Here is a 16,422-nt window from a genome sequence, read left to right as displayed (position 1 = left end):
TAGAACCATCAGCGATCAGCGCACAGGTGGTGCGTATTGAATGCCACCGTTGGTCCACAGAGCGTTCAGGCCACGATCGATTTCCAGAGGCGTGCTCTTGCCGAGGTTTTTCTCGAACACTTCGCCGTAGTTACCGACCTGCTTGACGATCTGTACGACCCAGTCCTTCTTCACTTTCAGGTCTTTGCCGTATTCGCCGTCAGCACCCAGCAGACGGGCAACGTCCGGGTTCTTGGTGGACTTGGCTTCAGCTTCGACGTTTTTGGAGGTGATACCGGCTTCTTCGGCGTTGAGCATGGCGTAGCCAACCCAGCGCACGATGGCCAGCCACTCGTCGTCGCCGTTACGCACGACAGGGCCCAGTGGTTCTTTGGAAATGGTTTCCGGCAGTACCACGTAGTCTTTCGGCGAAGCCAGCTTGCTGCGCTGTGCGTAGAGCTGGGACTTGTCGGAGGTCAGTACGTCGCAACGACCGGATTCCAGCGACTTGGCGCTTTCATCGGAGGTGTCGAACGTGATCGGGGTGTACTTCAGGTTGTTGGCGCGGAAGTAGTCGGAAACGTTCAGCTCAGTGGTGGTACCGGCCTGGATGCAGATGGTTGCACCGTCCAGTTCCTTGGCGCTTTTAACGCCCAGCTTGTTGTTCACCAGGAAACCAACACCGTCGTAGTAGGTGATGAAACCCGGGAATTTCAGGCCCATGCCGGCATCGCGGGAGCTGGTCATGGTGGTGTTGCGCGACAGGATGTCGACTTCGCCAGACTGAAGCGCGGTGAAACGCTCCTTGGCATTCAACTGGCTGAATTTGACCTTGGTTGCGTCGCCGAATACGGCAGCGGCAACAGCACGGCACACGTCAGCGTCGATCCCGAGGATCTTGCCGCTGGCGTCCGGCACCGAGAAGCCCGGCAGACCGTCGCTCACGCCACACTGCACAAAGCCTTTCTTCTGTACGGCATCCAGAGTGGCGCCAGCCTGGGCGAAACCACTGACACCCAGTACGGTAGCCGCGGTCACGATGGCCAGGGTGGATTTCAATACCTTCATTCAAACCTCCAGTTTTGCTCTTGTTGTGTCGGAGCTCGAACCCCACCGCACCCTTATGAGGCGACATCGACCCGTGTTGGCTTTTTTTGGGGTCAAACAGCATGAGGTTTTTGCTTTAAGTCCAGTTGCTATCCCACAGGCGCCAGTCACTGATAGTGTTACCGCCTGGGGTGAGCCTTGACATCGGGTTTCACATAGCAAGCCCCGTACCAGACTGATGGCTGAGTCGTTTCAGCCCATGGTCAAGAGCAAAAGATTCAACCTTGCGACATTCTCTTAACAGATCAACCCGTCGCGCACCGTTCCGACGCACTCAATCGGAGCGCACGCACATATATGGAGCAGACATGACCGAACCCTTGATTCTTCAGCCCGCCAAGCCCGCAGACGCCTGCGTAATCTGGTTGCATGGCCTGGGTGCCGATCGCTACGACTTCCTGCCCGTGGCCGAAGCCCTGCAGGAAAAACTCCTGTCGACGCGCTTTGTCCTGCCCCAGGCGCCGACACGCCCGGTGACCATCAATGGCGGCTACGAGATGCCGAGCTGGTACGACATCAAGGCCATGAGCCCGGCGCGTTCCATCAGTGTTGAAGAGCTGGAAGCCTCGGCAAAAATGGTTACCGACCTGATCAAGGAACAAAAAAGCAGCGGGATAGACGCCTCGCGGATTTTCCTTGCCGGTTTTTCCCAGGGTGGCGCCGTGGTGTTCCACACCGCGTTCCTGAAATGGCAGGGTGCTTTGGGTGGCGTGATTGCCCTTTCCACCTACGCTCCCACTTTCGGTGACGAACTCGAATTATCGGCCAGCCAGCAACGGATTCCGGCGCTGTGCCTGCACGGCGAATACGACGACGTGGTGCAGAACGCCATGGGTCGCAGCGCCTATGAGCATTTGAAGTCGCGCGGTGTCACCGTGGCATGGCAGGAATACCCAATGGGCCACGAAGTGTTACCCCAGGAGATACACGATATCGGTGACTGGTTGGCCGCCCGCCTGGGCTGAAAACCACCCATTGTGTAGCCGCATGACCAACGCACTACGCCGCGCCCGATTCTTGCATTACACTGGCCGGCGTACATTCCTTAACCAATTGATGAGATGACCGTGCTCAAAGCACTCAAGAAGATGTTCGGTAAAAGCGAGGCTGAGCAGCTCGCGCCAGGTTCCAGTGCCCCCGCCCACGTTCAAGGCAGCCGCAATGACGGCCAGCAGCCTGGCCGGACCGCACCTGTAGCCTCGCCAAAAAAAGAGCCGGTGACCACACCCGCCACGGTTAACGTCGCTGAAGAGCCAGCCGCCGACCAACCACGCCAGGAGCCACGCCAGGAAAAGCCGCGCCGTGAACGCGCGCCCAAACCTGTGGTTATTCCCTGGAAACTGGAAGACTTCGCCGTCGAACCCCAGGAAGGCAAAACCCGCTTTCATGATTTCAAACTCGCCCCGGAACTGATGCACGCCATCCAGGACCTGGGTTTCCCGTACTGCACGCCGATCCAGGCGCAAGTATTGGGCTTCACCCTCGCCGGCAAAGACGCCATCGGTCGCGCCCAGACCGGTACCGGCAAGACCGCTGCGTTCCTGATCTCGATCATTACGCAGTTGTTGCAGACCCCACCGCCAAAAGAGCGCTACATGGGTGAACCCCGCGCACTGATCATCGCCCCGACCCGGGAGCTGGTGGTACAGATCGCCAAGGACGCCGCCGACCTGACCAAGTACACCGGCCTCAACGTGATGACGTTTGTTGGCGGGATGGACTTCGACAAGCAGCTCAAGCACCTGGAAGCGCGCCACTGCGACATCCTGGTGGCCACGCCGGGGCGCTTGCTGGACTTCAACCAGCGCGGCGACGTGCACCTGGACATGGTCGAAGTGATGGTGCTGGACGAAGCCGACCGCATGCTCGACATGGGTTTCATCCCGCAAGTGCGTCAGATCATTCGCCAGACCCCGCCGAAAAACGAGCGCCAGACCCTGCTGTTCTCCGCGACCTTCACCGAAGACGTGATGAACCTCGCCAAGCAGTGGACCACCGACCCGTCCATCGTCGAGATCGAGGCACTCAACGTCGCCAGCGAGAACGTCGAACAGCATATCTATGCCGTGGCCGGTGCCGACAAATACAAGCTGCTCTACAACCTGGTCAACGACAACGGTTGGGAGCGGGTCATGGTGTTTGCCAACCGCAAGGATGAAGTGCGCCGCATCGAAGAACGGCTGGTGCGTGATGGCGTGAATGCCGCGCAACTGTCCGGCGACGTGCCGCAGCACAAGCGCATCAAGACCCTGGAAGGTTTCCGCGAAGGCAAGATTCGCGTGCTGGTGGCCACCGACGTGGCCGGACGCGGGATTCACATCGATGGCATCAGCCACGTGATCAACTTCACCCTGCCGGAAGTGCCGGACGACTACGTGCACCGGATTGGCCGTACCGGCCGCGCGGGCGCGGCGGGCGTGTCCATCAGCTTTGCCGGTGAAGACGACTCGTATCAGTTGCCGTCGATCGAAACCTTGCTGGGCCGCAAGATCAGCTGCGAAACGCCGCCGACGCATTTGTTGCGTCCGGTGGAGCGCAAACGCCCTTAAGCTGGAAGACCTCAGGCCGAATTCCATTCGGCCAGGATGGGTTGGCGAACACGCGAGGCCTCCTGCGAAAAGGCCTCATGGAAAGTGAAGCTGCTGCCCGACATATCGACAAGGCGATGGGCCTGAGGCTGGGGTTGCGGCTGCCCCAGTGGCTGCTGCAAGTTCTCGGCATCGCCCCCGATAGGCGCTGCCGGCTGGCGCTTTCTGATCCGACCGTCGACCGAGCGGTACAGATTGACCACGCGCAAGCCAAAACGCGTCACCCCCCAGGCTTGGCTTGGCAGCGTAATGTCATTGAAGAACTTGTAAGAAGCACCGGTCAGCAACTTGCCAGCGGCCTGCAATCCGGCCCTTGCTTGGGAACTCAATAGACTGAAGCTTCGGACCGCCGGGCTTGCGGCGACTTCAACCGCCCGGGAAGCGCCCGTCGCCGCTATGCCTGCGCCCCCTAAACTGGCCGCGACACCCACCGCTGCAAAGGTCAGCGATGCCCAGTTCAGGACGTTGATTTGACTGGAGCGATCCCAGCCCATCTGATTGTCGACCGCCTCAACGCTCAGTGCGGCAATCCCCAACGTCCCACCTACCGAGGCCGCGCCTGAGGCTACCAACAGCGCGCTCTTGCCGGCAATGGTCAGTGCAGCGGCTTGAGCGCCGATGGCAGCGAGCAAGCCCGCGGTTGCAAGCCCAGCGGTGACCACCGACATGCCCAGTGCAACACCGGTCAGTGCCCACCGGGCCCATGTTGGAAAACTGAAGAGGCCGCTGGGGTCCGACCAATTCACCGGGTCACCGCCACAATAGGCGTAGCTGTTGATCCCGCCCTCGTCAAAAGGACTGAGGGGATCAGGAGAGAGAAACACCATGAGTTCGGGGTCATAGGCACGGCGCCCATTACCCAGGTGATAGAGGTTGACCGGTACGTCCAGCCGCTCGCCGTTGTAGGCGGGCAATTGCATTTCCATCATCGTGGGCGACACGTCATCCCGCAACTCGATCCTGGCGTCACCGTAGGGTGCGTAATGCCGGCGCACCTGGTCCGTGATCGGTGCCACCACACCGCGGACGCTGCCAGCGCCGTCAAGAACCAGTAGTTTCTGGTAATTACCACTATCTCGGTAGGCCACCACCTGGTCACCGTCGCGCACGTAACGTGCCCGCATGCTGACCTGCGCCAGCGTGTCGAGCCGATCCCCGGCATAGGCCAGCATCACGGGAGCTTCGTTGCCTCGCGCAGCAAGCACCTGGCGTGCTTCGCCGTCGTACTGGTAGCTGTACTTGTCTGTGGCGGTCTGTACAGCAGTGAGCTGGTCAAAACCGTTGTACGTGAAACCGCGACCGAAGGTGCCCTGTTGCAAATTACCGGCGGCGTCATAGCTCAGGGTCAGGTTTCGTACCGGGTTTGTATGGGTCAGGTGCGTCAGGCAGGCAGGGTCCTTACCCTGGAAAAACCGCTCGCTGCGGTCGCTACTGCCATCGATAAACGTTGTCCGCACTTCAGTCATATTATCGAGACCGTCATAACTGAAACGCTGTTCCTTGATCGCCCGATCCAATTTATCCATCGGGTATTGCGTGCCCTCGCACACATAGGATTTGAGTCGCGAATAACCATCGTAAGTGAACGTCTCGCCCGTGACCACGGCGTCATTCGCGTCTTTCAACGTGCGAGTGGCCAGCAGGCCATCGTCGTAATAGGTGCTGACAATGTTCTGCAGTAGCGCACCGTCCTGTTCCAGCTTGCGTTCCGACTCACGCCCCCATGCGTCAAAGGTCACCGAGTCGGTAAGACGCATTTGATAATTGAGGGTTCGCGCCGAAAGGCGGCCCAGACTATCGTAAGTCCGGATCATGCGGACGAAACCGGTGGTGGTCTGTTGGAGGCGTCCGAACTGGTCATATACGAGGTCACTGTGCTGCCCATCCGCCGCGGAGTGCCGCAACAGCCGCCCACCCGGCGAATAACTCGTCAGGCTAGTCAAGGGCTGGCTGCCCAGCGTCTGGACTTCCTTGGCGAGATAGCCGTTCTCGTCGTAACTCATCTCATGCTTGAGCCCGGCGGTGAGTGATTGTCGCATCGCTCCACTGATGGGGTCGTACTCAAGGTCTATCGGTGCATGCCCTGCCATCTTGACGCTCGTTAATGTCTCCAGCTCAGGATCATGACCGTACTCTTGACGATCACCGCGCGGCGAAGTCACCGCCACTGGCGCAACCTGGTTGGGCTTGTACTCCCAGGTCGTGGCTGTTGCGTTGCCACGCGCTTGGGAAATGACGCGGCCCAGGCTGTCGTATTCACGCGTGCCAAGCAGCTTGCTGTCTACGGTGAGGGTGCGCACCATTGGCTCGCTGGTGCCAAGCGCATACGTCGTCAACCGCTCACGGGGCGGCGTTCCGTCGGAGGGGGTTTCCAGGCTGCGCACCACACGATCAAAAATGTCATAGGCGTATTCAGTCTTGGTCTTCCTGGCATCGATGCGCTCCGTGCAGCGGCCCAGCCCGTCATAAGTACGGGTTTCCACCACAATGCGCGCACCGCCAACGCTCACGCGCTCAACCCGTGCCGGTTGATTGTGTTCGTTGAACCAGGTTTCCAGTTGCGCGTCACCTTGCACCCCCGTCACCCGGCGGTTGAGGAGCGGGTCATATTCATCGATCAATACCCGACCATCGGGTTGAGTTACCGTCCACGGGTTGCCCCAAATGTTATAGGCGTGGCTGGTTTTCAATGTACGCGGCCCATCACCCAGATAATCCAGACGGGTTTGCTTCACGAGCCGCCCGAGTGCGTCGTACGCCCAGGAACCCAGAAGCCTGTCATTGTCCGCGATGCCATCAAGCGATTGCGCAGCAGAGAGCTGGCGTCCCATGCCATCGAAATACGTGAAGAGCACGGTGCCTTGTGCATCCGTGGTGACCAAATGGGCCATCTTGGCCCCGGCCGAAAAGTGATAGGCATAACGACGTCGGGCCATCTGGAGCGTGCCTGGCGCGGCGGTTTCCGATGTCAGCCGCCCACTGACATCGTACGTCATCGCCAGGCTGCCGACGGCATCACGTGTCATGTCGAGCAGACGCTGATTGGTCAGTGACCACGTGCGCGCGGACTCGAGCCATTGACCAGGCTCACGCCCCTTCAAGCTCCGGACTTCGGTGATCGAGTCGCCATTGAAGGTGCAGGTGAAATCGGAGACCAGAGAGAGTTTGTCGATCGTCGTCGTGGAGCTTTTCAAGCGACCATGCAGGGCGGTGTTGGCGGCCACAGAATGATAGGTATAAGACGTATGGGTGCCCCCTTCAAGGTTGATGGCAAGCGGCATGACGAAGTAGCCGCCCCCCGTTATCGAGACGTCGGTGTGGGAATGTTCAGTGGTCCGAGCCGCAGTGGTCGATCTGGCCGGGAAAAGCTTTTCCAGCTTCAGGTAACGTTGAAAGAGTCCATGGGGGTCGGCAGGGCATCTTCGGGGCTCGCCGGTCACCGGGTAATAAGTGTATTCGGTGCGTACGCCGGAGGCCTCGGTGCGGCTTAGTTCGTTGCCGAAGTCATCGGTGGTGATACTGACCACTTCCGCCCTTGGGGGTTTGCCACCCTGGGGATACAGCTCAAAGGTCTTGGTGATGCGGCTCGGAAGTTGGAGATTGGCGGGCTGATTTGGAAACTGGATGCCCCGAACTTCATTGTAGACAGTCTCGGTTTTGACCTGGCTGCCATTGGCTAGCATTAATTCCTCAGTCAACAGGTGAAAACGATTATAAGTGGCGCGGGTAGACCGCAGGGGCTTGCCATTATTATCAACGTAAGTTTCTTCCGCCCAATAAGCGTACTCGCTATCCACCCGATACAAATTATCCTGGCCCTGGCGAAATCCGCCATTAAGAGGATATCCCGTGAAGTTACGGTTGGGACTGTAGTTATAAGAGCGGACGACAGAGGGCTGCCCGCGTCCGGGGTTTTGCTCCCAGTAGGTGACGACCGGAATATACAAACGGGCATCGTATTGATGCCCATTTGAGTTATACCGAATTATCTCCTGCCCCCCCATGGGTTTCATAACCTGCGAAATAGCTACCATTGCATCAGGCAACCTGAGGTACTGAAACGAATAGGCCTCACTTGCGACTGGCCCTGCCAAGTCATAAGGAACCGTGACCTTGGTCAGTTGATTGTCGATATGAGTATATTCAAATCGCGTACGGGCATAACGATTACCATCAATTAGTGTATCGGCGGTTACCAGCGATCCGGCGGAATACTTCAACATCAACAGGTCGGTTTCTTTATCGTCAACAATGCTCTGCAATAAGTTATTACCGCCATACCGGAAGGTCAGCCGCTCGCCATTTTCGAACTGGATGGCACTGATCTTATAGGGACCGGGAATGCTGAGGGGACGCAGGATTTCGACAGTGCCATCCTTGTAAATTACGTGCAGCGTATTTTGCGCAACCCGTTTTATGGTGAGGTCCTTCAACTTATGGTCGGTAATAACAGCATTGTCCCCTACGGACGGCAGCCCTTGGGTTAGATATTGTTCACCGTTGAGTAGCGTAAGCTTGAAGCTGTTCGGGTCAAATTCGGTATTCGACAAGCTCCAGCCTTTACCGTAGCCACTGTTGCGGGTATCCATCATCGAGAACGCCAAGGCAATCTCTCGACTGACCTCTAACGGCCCTTTTGGGCTCAAGACTGCCAAACGAATCAGACACCCATACTGCCCGGTACGCAGGTCAACCGAACCGCCGAGGTGGGCACTGAAATTAAACGCGTTCGAATAGATGTCCATAGGTCCACCGCTTCGCACTTGGAGAGGGGATGAAATGCCTGGAACGTCAGGGTTTTGAAGTGGCGCGCAGCACCATCACATTGTAATTGTCGGTCTCGGTCAGGTAATAGTGATGCGAGCAGCCATAACTATCGACCATTGTCCAAATACTGGCCCCTTGTTGATCGGTGTTGGGGTTATCCAACCAGGCCTTGACTCGCGCAGCACGCATGATGGTATTGCGCTTGTTCGCAGGAATTGGGTCATTTCCCCCTGAAGATTTTTTCAGCAGGCTATTCATTGTGATGTTTCCAACAGTATTACCCCGTATGACACCGCCGATCTGTCTAATACCGTGCCCAATGTCCCGAGTGTAGTAAATATCAAAGTGATCCCCCTGAACAGATGAATCTTTTAATTTTACGGGATCAGTCGGAGGTATATTCTCGACAAATCTCAACCCAAGGGGGGGCGTCCAATAATAAATATCCACATCCACACCCTGCACTGAAAAGGCGTCGGTATCAGCCCAATGATCGAGCCGCTCAGCAGACAATGTATAGGGCTCTTGACACTTAACAGTGACAGATGATTGATAATTAACATTATCTCTCTCCATATTAGTTGTATATGTTTTACGTCCCACCGTAATTTTTGCCATAAACTGCTGATTACCACTTGATCTCAGATCACACCTCAGGTATCGCTTCTCATTTTCGAGCGGACCAATACCGGGCATCGGCTGAATAATAGGGTTAGAAGGGGCTGTAGCCATGCTGGGTTCCTCAAGCACCCCCGACCACCGACCCATGTTAAATTCGTTCCTTTTTGTATCACAATACCATCCGGCCGGAATTGTCGCTTCTGGGTTTGTGGAATACTCAACCACCGTGGCACTTTCAAGCTCCGTCGCCTCAAAGGCTGCCAGCTCCCATATACCTTCAGCGTTTCTCCTCTCCTTTTGGACAATTATATTGACTTGACATTGCTGTTTGCCACCCAGATACACCTCATTATTAACTACATTGCCACCATCGCGAGGAAATTCAATATCAAACGTTTTTAAACGAACATTGGGATCTTCCGCTTTCATTTCCTTCTCCTTATCCAACATAGAGAACAGTTATCATCAACGCCACATCTTGTACCGGCCTGATGCAAGTAAGCGCTTTATAGAAGGGACCGCCTACTGTTAGAAATAACAGTTTTTCCGGAATTTTCAGGTCAAAAGGAAATAGCGATTTCCTGCTTTATCGCCAGGCTGAATATAAATGTGAAAGCGGGCTTGTGGAGGAGCAAGCAAGCCTGCACATTTGGTTTCAGCATTTTCAAATCCAGGAGGAACACATGAACCAGGCCGACTACCTCATCATCGGCGGTGGCATCGCCGGCGCATCCGCCGGCTACTGGCTGTCACACCATGCCCGCGTCATCGTGCTGGAACGCGAGTCGATGCCGGGTTACCACTCCACCGGCCGTTCCGCCGCCCTGTACATCGCCGCCTATGGTACGCCCCAGGTCCGCGCGCTGACGCTGGGCAGCCGCGCCTTCTTCGATCAGCCGCCCGCAGGCTTTGCCGAACACCCCTTGCTCACCCCACGGGGCGAATTGCTGGTGGACTTGATTGGCGACCCCGGTGAGTTGCAGCGCCAGTACCTGAGTGCCAAAGCCCTTGTGCCAGAAACGCGACTGCTCGACGTCGAGGAGTCGATGTCCATGATGCCGATCCTGCGCCGGGAAAAAGTCCATGGCGGGATCTACGACCCGACCGTGTGTGACATCGATACCGATGCGCTCTATCAAGGTTACCTGCGCGGCATTCGGCGCAATGGCGGAGAAATCCACACCGACAGTGAGGTGCAGAAACTGACCCGTGACGGTCAGGGACTGTGGCAAGTGCGCACGGCCCAACAACACTTCAGCGCCCCGGTGATCATCAACGCCGCCGGCGCCTGGGCCGACCATATCGGCGAGTTGGCCGGTGCACAGAAAATCGGCCTGCAACCCAAACGTCGCAGCGCGTTCGTCTTCTCTCCACCCGCCGAGCTGAACATCCACGCATGGCCGGAGCTGGCGGCCCTCGATGGTTCGTTCTATATGAAACCCGACGCCGGCATGTTCCTCGGCTCACCGGCCAATGCCGACCCGGTGGAGCCCCACGACGTGCAACCGGAAGAGCTGGACATCGCCACGGGGATCTATCACATCGAGGAAGCCACCACCCTGAGCATCCGCCGGCCTGCGCGGACCTGGGCCGGTTTGCGCAGTTTCGTCAGCGATGGGGACCTGGTCTGCGGGTTCGATCCACAGGTGGAGGGATTGTTCTGGATTGCGGCCCAGGGCGGCTACGGGATTCAGACGTCTCCGGCGATGGGCCAGGCCAGTGCGGCGCTGGTGCGCGGCAAGCCTTTGCCGGATGCATTGGCGGCGTTCGGGTTGACCGAAGCGATGCTTTCTCCACACCGGCTGCACGCCTCGACCTGACCTGTGTGGCGGGGGAGCTTGCTGTGGGGAGGGAGCTCCCTCGCCACACGTTATTTCCAGCGGTCAGCGGCTGCGTGATCGCTGTCGCGCCCTTCCACCCAGCGTGGCCCTTCGCTGGTGTTTTCCTTCTTCCAGAACGGCGCCCGGGTCTTCAGGTAGTCCATCACAAAGGCGCAGGCATCGAACGCCGCCTGACGATGGGCACTGGCCGCCGCAACAAACACGATCGGCTCACCCGGCTCCAGGGCGCCAATGCGATGCAACACTTCCAGCTTGAGCAGCGGCCAGCGTTGCTCGGCCTCCACGACGATTTTGCCGAGAGCCTTTTCAGTCATGCCCGGGTAGTGTTCGAGGAACATCCCCGCCACATCCAGGCCATCATTGAAGTCGCGCACATAGCCGACAAAACTCACCACCGCGCCTACGCCCACATTGGCCGCATGCATCGCATTGACCTCGGCGCCGGGATCAAACGCCTCGGCCTGCACCCGAATCGCCATGGTCAGCCTCCGGTCACGGGCGGGAAGAATGCCACTTCGTCGCCAGCTTGCAGCGGCTCTTCAAGGTCGCACAGTTCCTGGTTACGAGCGCACATCAGGCTGGCCTCATTGAGCACTGCGAATTCCGGGTCACCGGCCAATGCCTGGCGTACAGCGTCGACCGTCGCGAAGTCACCTTCCATCTCCAGGGAGTCCAGGCCAATCGCTTCGCTGTAGCGCGCAAAAAACAGTACGTTGATGCTCATGCCTGGTCCGCCTTGAAATGCCCGCTCTTGCCGCCGAGTTTCTCCAGCAGCCGAATGGTTTCGATGGTCATGCCACGGTCCACGGCCTTGCACATGTCGTAGATCGTCAGGGCGGCAACACTGGCCGCGGTCAACGCTTCCATCTCCACGCCGGTCTGCCCGGAGAGTTTGCAGCGGGCGACGATGCGCACCGCGTCCAGGCCATCGGCACTGAGCTCGACCTTGACCCCGGTGAGCATCAACGGGTGGCACAGGGGAATCAGATCACTGGTTTTTTTTGCGGCCTGGATCCCGGCGATACGGGCCACGGCAAACACGTCGCCCTTGGGGTGGGCGCCGTCGACAATCATTTTCAGGGTCTCGGGCAACATGCGCACCCGCGCTTCGGCCACGGCTTCACGGAACGTCACGGCTTTTTCAGTGACGTCGACCATGTGGGCGCGACCTTGGGAATCGAGATGAGTCAGCACAGGGATACTCCTGATCAGGAGCCCCGATTGTAAACCCAACGCCGATCAAATGTGGGAGCGGGCTTTTGTGGGAGTCAGGCTTGCCCGCGATGCAGGCACCTCGGTATGTCAGTTACACCGAGGTGATGCTATCGCAGGCAAGCCAGCTCCCACATTGACCGTGGTTACAGGTGAGATTCGGCGTATTCGGCCAGAATCGAGCGAGGGACACCTTGCAGCGCAATGTGCACGCCGTTCGGGAAGTCCTTGAAGCGTTCCGTCAGGTAAGTCAGCCCGGAGCTGGTCGCGGACAGGTAAGGGGTGTCGATCTGTGCCAGGTTGCCCAGGCACACCACTTTGGAACCGGCGCCGGCACGGGTGATGATGGTTTTCATCTGGTGCGGCGTGAGGTTCTGGCATTCATCGATCAAAATCAGGCTCTGCTGGAAGCTGCGACCTCGAATGTAGTTGAGGGATTTGAACTGCAACGGCACTTTGCTGAGGATGTAGTCGACGCTGCCATGGGTGTTTTCGTCATCCATGTGCAAGGCTTCGAGGTTGTCGGTGATCGCCCCCAGCCACGGCTCCATTTTTTCCGCTTCGGTGCCGGGCAGGAAGCCGATTTCCTGGTCCAGGCCCTGCACGCTGCGGGTGGCGATGATGCGGCGATAGCGTTTGGTAACCATGGTCTGTTCGATGGCGGCGGCCAGGGCGAGGATGGTTTTCCCCGAACCTGCGGCGCCGGTCAGGTTGACCAGGTGGATGTCCGGATCAAGCAAGGCATACAGCGCCAGGCTCTGGTAGATATCACGCGGTTTCAGGCCCCAGGCTTCCTGGTGCAACAGGGGTTCCTGATGCAGGTCGAGGATCAGCAGCTTGTCGACCTGGATCTCTTTGATCCAGCCCACAAAACCCTGTTCGTCGATGATGAATTCGTTGATGTGCACAGCCGGCAGGTTGTCGATCAGCTGTACCTGGTGCCAGGTGCGGCCATGGTCCTGACGGGTTTCGACCTTGCTGACGCGATCCCAGAACGAGCCGGTCATGGTGTGATAACCACGAGACAGCATCGACACGTCGTCAACCAGTTGGTCGGTACTGTAGTCCTCGGCAGCGATCCCACACGCTCGTGCCTTGAGGCGCATATTGATGTCTTTGGTCACCAGCACCAGGCGCAGGTCCTTGTCGCGTGCGTGCAGGTCGATCAATTGGTTGATGATTTTGTTGTCGTTCAGATTTTCCGGCAGCAGGCTGTTGGGCTCGCTGCGCTTGCTCATCAGAATCGACAGCAAGCCCTTGGGCCCGCCTTTGCCACGCTGGATCGGTACGCCCACCTCGACGTCGTCGGGGGAGGCTTCGCCGAGGGTCTTGTCGATCAGGCGGATGGCCTGGCGGCATTCGGCGGCAACGCTGTGGTGCCCGCTTTTGAGTTTGTCGAGCTCCTCAAGCACGATCATCGGGATGGCGACGTGGTGTTCTTCGAAGTTGAGCAGTGCGTTTGGATCGTGAATCAGTACATTGGTATCAAGCACATAAAGGATTGGCTGGTCGGAAGAAGGGTTACGTCCATGATCATCCATACTCGGTCACCTTTGTGGGAGCCAGTCGACGCAATACCGCGACAGTGCTGCGCCTCGATTCGACCGTCGAACGCACTTGAGGGGCGTCAAGTGCGGTGCACACAAGAGGTGTCTTGGAAGACGCCACCTGTGTTGCAGGTTTCGGCTGTCTGTCTTCGTAATACCGCAAAACACATGACAGGAAAAAGCACTTTGACGCTTTTTTGAAGTTTATTTTTCAGGATGACGAATAGCACTAGGCGCGCCGGCATTGCACCGTTAAAGTCGGAAGTCCGCCTGTATCGAAATACCTCCCAAATTCCCCCCTGAAAAACCTCAGCCCCAACAGGGCCGGGCTTTTCGTGCTTTTTCAGCGAAACGCTTCGCGGCAATCCTGCCAGCCGAGTCCACTTTCTGCCGTGGCGTGTAAAAGCCAGGGTAAAGCGATGCGCGCCTTGTCCTGGGTGTCGTGGAAGACGATCACCCCGCGCCGCCACAACAGCATCAGTGTGAGCACGCGGTTCGCCGACTCATCAGCCTTGAGCTTGCCGGGTTCGTCTTCCGAGTCGATGTCCCACAAGGCCACTTGCAGCCCTTGTGACTGGAAAAATCCCTGGCTGTCGGACCGGCGCTGACCGTACGGCGGGCGGAACAGCGGCAAGTAGTTTTCCGGCATCAGGTTTTGCGCCAGGGAGGCGCTGCGGGTGATGGACGACTGCCAGTCGACCCAGTGGCTATGGGAGCGGTACTGCCAGCCCTGGATGCCGACGCACTGGCCCTGGTACAGCGCCTGCACATCGGTGGCCGAGCTTTTCTCGACGCGGGTTTGCAGGCTGTTGCCCAGCACGAAGAAGAGGCTGTGCATTTTCTGTTTGCGCAGGTAGTCGGCGAGCCAGTCGGTATTGCCGCTGACCGGGGACGGTCCGCTGTCGAAGGTCAGCAGGAACATCCGGTCGTTGAGTTCGTCGCCGTTGCGTTCGTGATCGCCGAAGCGCGCGATTTCGCTGCTGATCTGGGGGAACAGGGCGGCCTTGCGCAACTGTTCATCCAGGTAGCGCTCGTGGAATGCGCGGCTGGGGCCGGCCCAGCCTATATAGAAGGAGTTGTCGCTGACTTCGAATTTGGCGGCTTGTTCGCGCAGGTCGTCCATGTTTTCCACCAGGTAGCAGAAGGAGGCGTCCTGTTCGCAGCTTTGTTGGGCGAAGGTGTAGTTTTCCAGTAGCCGTTGCCAGAGTTGGCGGCGCAGGTCGTCGATCGAGGCCTGGTTGATGATCTTCAGGCCCAGGCGCTGCTTGAGGGCGGGCTCGTCGAGGGATTCGCTGGCGAGCAGGGTGTGGGCGAACATCAGGATTTCTGCGCGTGAGGCGACGTCGAACAGGGCGGGGCTGCTGAGGCGTTCGGGCCAGGTGCCGCGGTCCAGGGTGGCGACGTCCACGGGGGCGGCTTGGGCGCCCAGGCAGATGAGCCAGGCTGACAGTAAAAGCGCAATTCGCACGAAGGGTCTCCCTTTCCAGAGTCGTCGGGCACTATAGCCGATCGTGTGGGGGCGCTATTGGGTTGGTGTGTATATGCGTTATTTGAGTGATGGCTTGTATTGGTTCCGCTCTTACAGCGGCTCACTTTTGAACGCTTTTGCAAAGTGACTCGCTGTAAGAGCGAAACCATAAGCCGCCGTAACCGCAGAAACGGATATGCCCCCCAACGACCGCACAGCTATCTATCACCATCATAGGTGGAGTCAAACCGCCCTACCCCCTAGAATCCCCCCACGATTAAAGGAGACGACTTCATGCTGACGGTGATTTCCCCCGCCAAAACCCTCGATTTCGAGTCAAAGCCGGTCACCCCGCGCTTCACCCAGCCGCAATACCTCGACCACTCCCAAGAGCTGATCGAACAACTGCGCGAACTCAGCCCGGCGCAAATCAGCGAACTGATGCACGTCTCCGACAAAATCGGCGGCCTCAACGCCGCACGCTTCGGCAGCTGGACCCCCGCCTTCACCCCCGCCAACGCCAAACAAGCCCTGCTGGCATTCAAGGGCGACGTCTACACCGGCCTCAACGCCGAAACCCTCAAGGACGCCGACTTCACCTACGCCCAGGACCACCTGCGCATGCTCTCCGGCCTGTACGGCCTGCTGCGGCCGCTGGACCTGATGATGCCGTACCGCCTCGAAATGGGCACCAAACTGCCCAACGCCCGTGGCAAGGACCTGTACGCTTTCTGGGGCACCCGCATCAGCGAGTGGCTCAACGAAGCCCTGGCCGAACAAGGCGATGACGTGCTGCTCAACCTCGCGTCCAACGAGTACTTCTCGGCAGTCAAACGCCCGGCATTGAATGCGCGAATCATCAACACCGAGTTCAAGGACCTGAAAAACGGCCAGTACAAGATCATCAGCTTCTACGCCAAGAAGGCCCGGGGCATGATGAGCCGCTTTGTGATTGAAGAACGCATCAACGACCCGGCCCGACTCAAGGAGTTTGACGTGCAGGGTTATCGCTTCAATGCGGAGCAGTCGAAGCCGGATAACCTGGTGTTCCTGCGGGATCACGCACCGGAATAACCTGACAACGAAGATCCAAATGTGGGAGCGGGCTTGCTCGCGAAAGCGGTGGTTCAGTCGATGCCTTTATTGCCTGACACGCCGCTTTCGCGAGCAAGCCCGCTCCCACATTTGGATCTTCGTTGTCAGGTTATTCCGGTGCGTGATCCCGCAGGAACACCAGGTTATCCGGCTTCGACTGCTCCGCATTGAAGCGATAACCCTGCACGTCAAACTCC

General features: G+C 58.3%; 12 protein-coding genes and 1 pseudogene. 4 read left to right on the top strand and 9 right to left on the bottom strand.

Translation table 11 applies throughout. From position 1 onward, the window contains the following. Positions 1-15: 15 nt before the first annotated feature. Positions 16-1,047 (bottom strand): amino acid ABC transporter substrate-binding protein, encoded by a 1,032-nt coding sequence (locus HX869_RS19110; RefSeq protein WP_003216321.1) that lies wholly within the window; start codon positions 1,045-1,047, stop codon positions 16-18. A gap of 347 nt (positions 1,048-1,394) precedes the next feature. Here HX869_RS19110 and HX869_RS19105 point away from each other — a divergent pair, with 347 nt between their 5' ends. Together HX869_RS19105 and rhlB are read left to right on the top strand one after the other, a co-directional pair. Beyond that, the gene (locus HX869_RS19105) at positions 1,395-2,051 is read left to right on the top strand and encodes an alpha/beta hydrolase (protein ID WP_177036201.1); all 657 of its coding nucleotides are present in this window, start codon (positions 1,395-1,397) and stop codon (positions 2,049-2,051) included. Positions 2,052-2,147: 96 nt separating this feature from the next. Then, on the top strand, positions 2,148-3,635 hold the full coding sequence (gene rhlB / locus HX869_RS19100) for an ATP-dependent RNA helicase RhlB (RefSeq protein ID WP_032899430.1): 1,488 nt from the start codon (positions 2,148-2,150) through the stop codon (positions 3,633-3,635). Positions 3,636-3,646: 11 nt separating this feature from the next. Here the strand turns inward: rhlB and HX869_RS19095 are convergent, their stop codons facing one another. After that, the gene (locus HX869_RS19095; RefSeq protein ID WP_178903513.1) at positions 3,647-8,419 is read right to left on the bottom strand and encodes an RHS repeat domain-containing protein; all 4,773 of its coding nucleotides are present in this window, start codon (positions 8,417-8,419) and stop codon (positions 3,647-3,649) included. A 46-nt stretch (positions 8,420-8,465) separates the two neighbouring features. Further along, the gene (locus tag HX869_RS19090) at positions 8,466-9,491 is read right to left on the bottom strand and encodes a hypothetical protein (RefSeq protein ID WP_087692829.1); all 1,026 of its coding nucleotides are present in this window, start codon (positions 9,489-9,491) and stop codon (positions 8,466-8,468) included. Between the two features lie 254 nt (positions 9,492-9,745). On the opposite strand from HX869_RS19090, the gene HX869_RS19085 reads away from it, so the two are divergent. After that, positions 9,746-10,882, top strand: coding sequence for an FAD-binding oxidoreductase (locus tag HX869_RS19085; protein WP_177021820.1), 1,137 nt, complete (start codon positions 9,746-9,748; stop codon positions 10,880-10,882). A 50-nt stretch (positions 10,883-10,932) separates the two neighbouring features. Here the strand turns inward: HX869_RS19085 and moaE are convergent, their stop codons facing one another. The 5 genes from moaE to HX869_RS19060 form a co-directional block, all read right to left on the bottom strand. After that, positions 10,933-11,382: a molybdopterin synthase catalytic subunit MoaE gene (gene moaE / locus HX869_RS19080; protein WP_003216307.1), complete on the bottom strand. Its 450-nt coding sequence runs from the start codon at positions 11,380-11,382 to the stop codon at positions 10,933-10,935. 2 nt (positions 11,383-11,384) lie between these two features. After that, positions 11,385-11,627 carry a molybdopterin converting factor subunit 1 gene (gene moaD / locus HX869_RS19075; RefSeq protein ID WP_003216306.1) on the bottom strand — a complete coding sequence of 81 codons (243 nt, stop codon included), beginning with the start codon at positions 11,625-11,627 and terminating at the stop codon, positions 11,385-11,387. Next, the gene (moaC, locus tag HX869_RS19070) at positions 11,624-12,097 is read right to left on the bottom strand and encodes a cyclic pyranopterin monophosphate synthase MoaC (RefSeq protein WP_008435663.1); all 474 of its coding nucleotides are present in this window, start codon (positions 12,095-12,097) and stop codon (positions 11,624-11,626) included. The genes moaD and moaC overlap by 4 nt, the downstream gene beginning before the upstream one ends. 164 nt (positions 12,098-12,261) lie before the next feature. Next, complete coding sequence (locus tag HX869_RS19065) at positions 12,262-13,656, bottom strand: PhoH family protein (RefSeq protein WP_003216302.1); 1,395 nt, start codon at positions 13,654-13,656, stop codon at positions 12,262-12,264. Positions 13,657-14,005: 349 nt separating this feature from the next. After that, positions 14,006-15,130, bottom strand: coding sequence for a polysaccharide deacetylase family protein (locus HX869_RS19060; protein WP_003216300.1), 1,125 nt, complete (start codon positions 15,128-15,130; stop codon positions 14,006-14,008). A 294-nt stretch (positions 15,131-15,424) separates the two neighbouring features. Between HX869_RS19060 and yaaA the strand changes: the two genes are divergently transcribed. Further along, positions 15,425-16,204 (top strand): peroxide stress protein YaaA, encoded by a 780-nt coding sequence (gene yaaA, locus HX869_RS19055; RefSeq protein ID WP_008435666.1) that lies wholly within the window; start codon positions 15,425-15,427, stop codon positions 16,202-16,204. Between the two features lie 130 nt (positions 16,205-16,334). Here the strand turns inward: yaaA and HX869_RS19050 are convergent. Continuing rightward, positions 16,335-16,422 (bottom strand): annotated as a pseudogene (locus HX869_RS19050) (peroxide stress protein YaaA); the annotation flags it as partial.

It is taken from the genome of Pseudomonas sp. P7779 (assembly GCF_013386315.1).
In the GTDB taxonomy this organism is placed as follows: Bacteria; Pseudomonadota; Gammaproteobacteria; order Pseudomonadales; family Pseudomonadaceae; genus Aquipseudomonas.
The sequence above is the reverse complement of the archived record's forward strand: the minus strand, read 5'-3'. Positions and strand labels throughout refer to the sequence as shown.

What these genes read in the sequence shown, in the direction of transcription:
- HX869_RS19110 (WP_003216321.1), bottom strand. Translation starts at nt 1,047, where the DNA reads ATGAAGGTATTGAAATCCACCCTGGCCATCGTGACCGCGGCTACCGTA.
- HX869_RS19105 (WP_177036201.1), top strand. Translation starts at nt 1,395, where the DNA reads ATGACCGAACCCTTGATTCTTCAGCCCGCCAAGCCCGCAGACGCCTGC.
- rhlB (WP_032899430.1), top strand. Translation starts at nt 2,148, where the DNA reads ATGACCGTGCTCAAAGCACTCAAGAAGATGTTCGGTAAAAGCGAGGCT.
- HX869_RS19095 (WP_178903513.1), bottom strand. Translation starts at nt 8,419, where the DNA reads ATGGACATCTATTCGAACGCGTTTAATTTCAGTGCCCACCTCGGCGGT.
- HX869_RS19090 (WP_087692829.1), bottom strand. Translation starts at nt 9,491, where the DNA reads ATGAAAGCGGAAGATCCCAATGTTCGTTTAAAAACGTTTGATATTGAA.
- HX869_RS19085 (WP_177021820.1), top strand. Translation starts at nt 9,746, where the DNA reads ATGAACCAGGCCGACTACCTCATCATCGGCGGTGGCATCGCCGGCGCA.
- moaE (WP_003216307.1), bottom strand. Translation starts at nt 11,382, where the DNA reads ATGGCGATTCGGGTGCAGGCCGAGGCGTTTGATCCCGGCGCCGAGGTC.
- moaD (WP_003216306.1), bottom strand. Translation starts at nt 11,627, where the DNA reads ATGAGCATCAACGTACTGTTTTTTGCGCGCTACAGCGAAGCGATTGGC.
- HX869_RS19065 (WP_003216302.1), bottom strand. Translation starts at nt 13,656, where the DNA reads ATGGATGATCATGGACGTAACCCTTCTTCCGACCAGCCAATCCTTTAT.
- yaaA (WP_008435666.1), top strand. Translation starts at nt 15,425, where the DNA reads ATGCTGACGGTGATTTCCCCCGCCAAAACCCTCGATTTCGAGTCAAAG.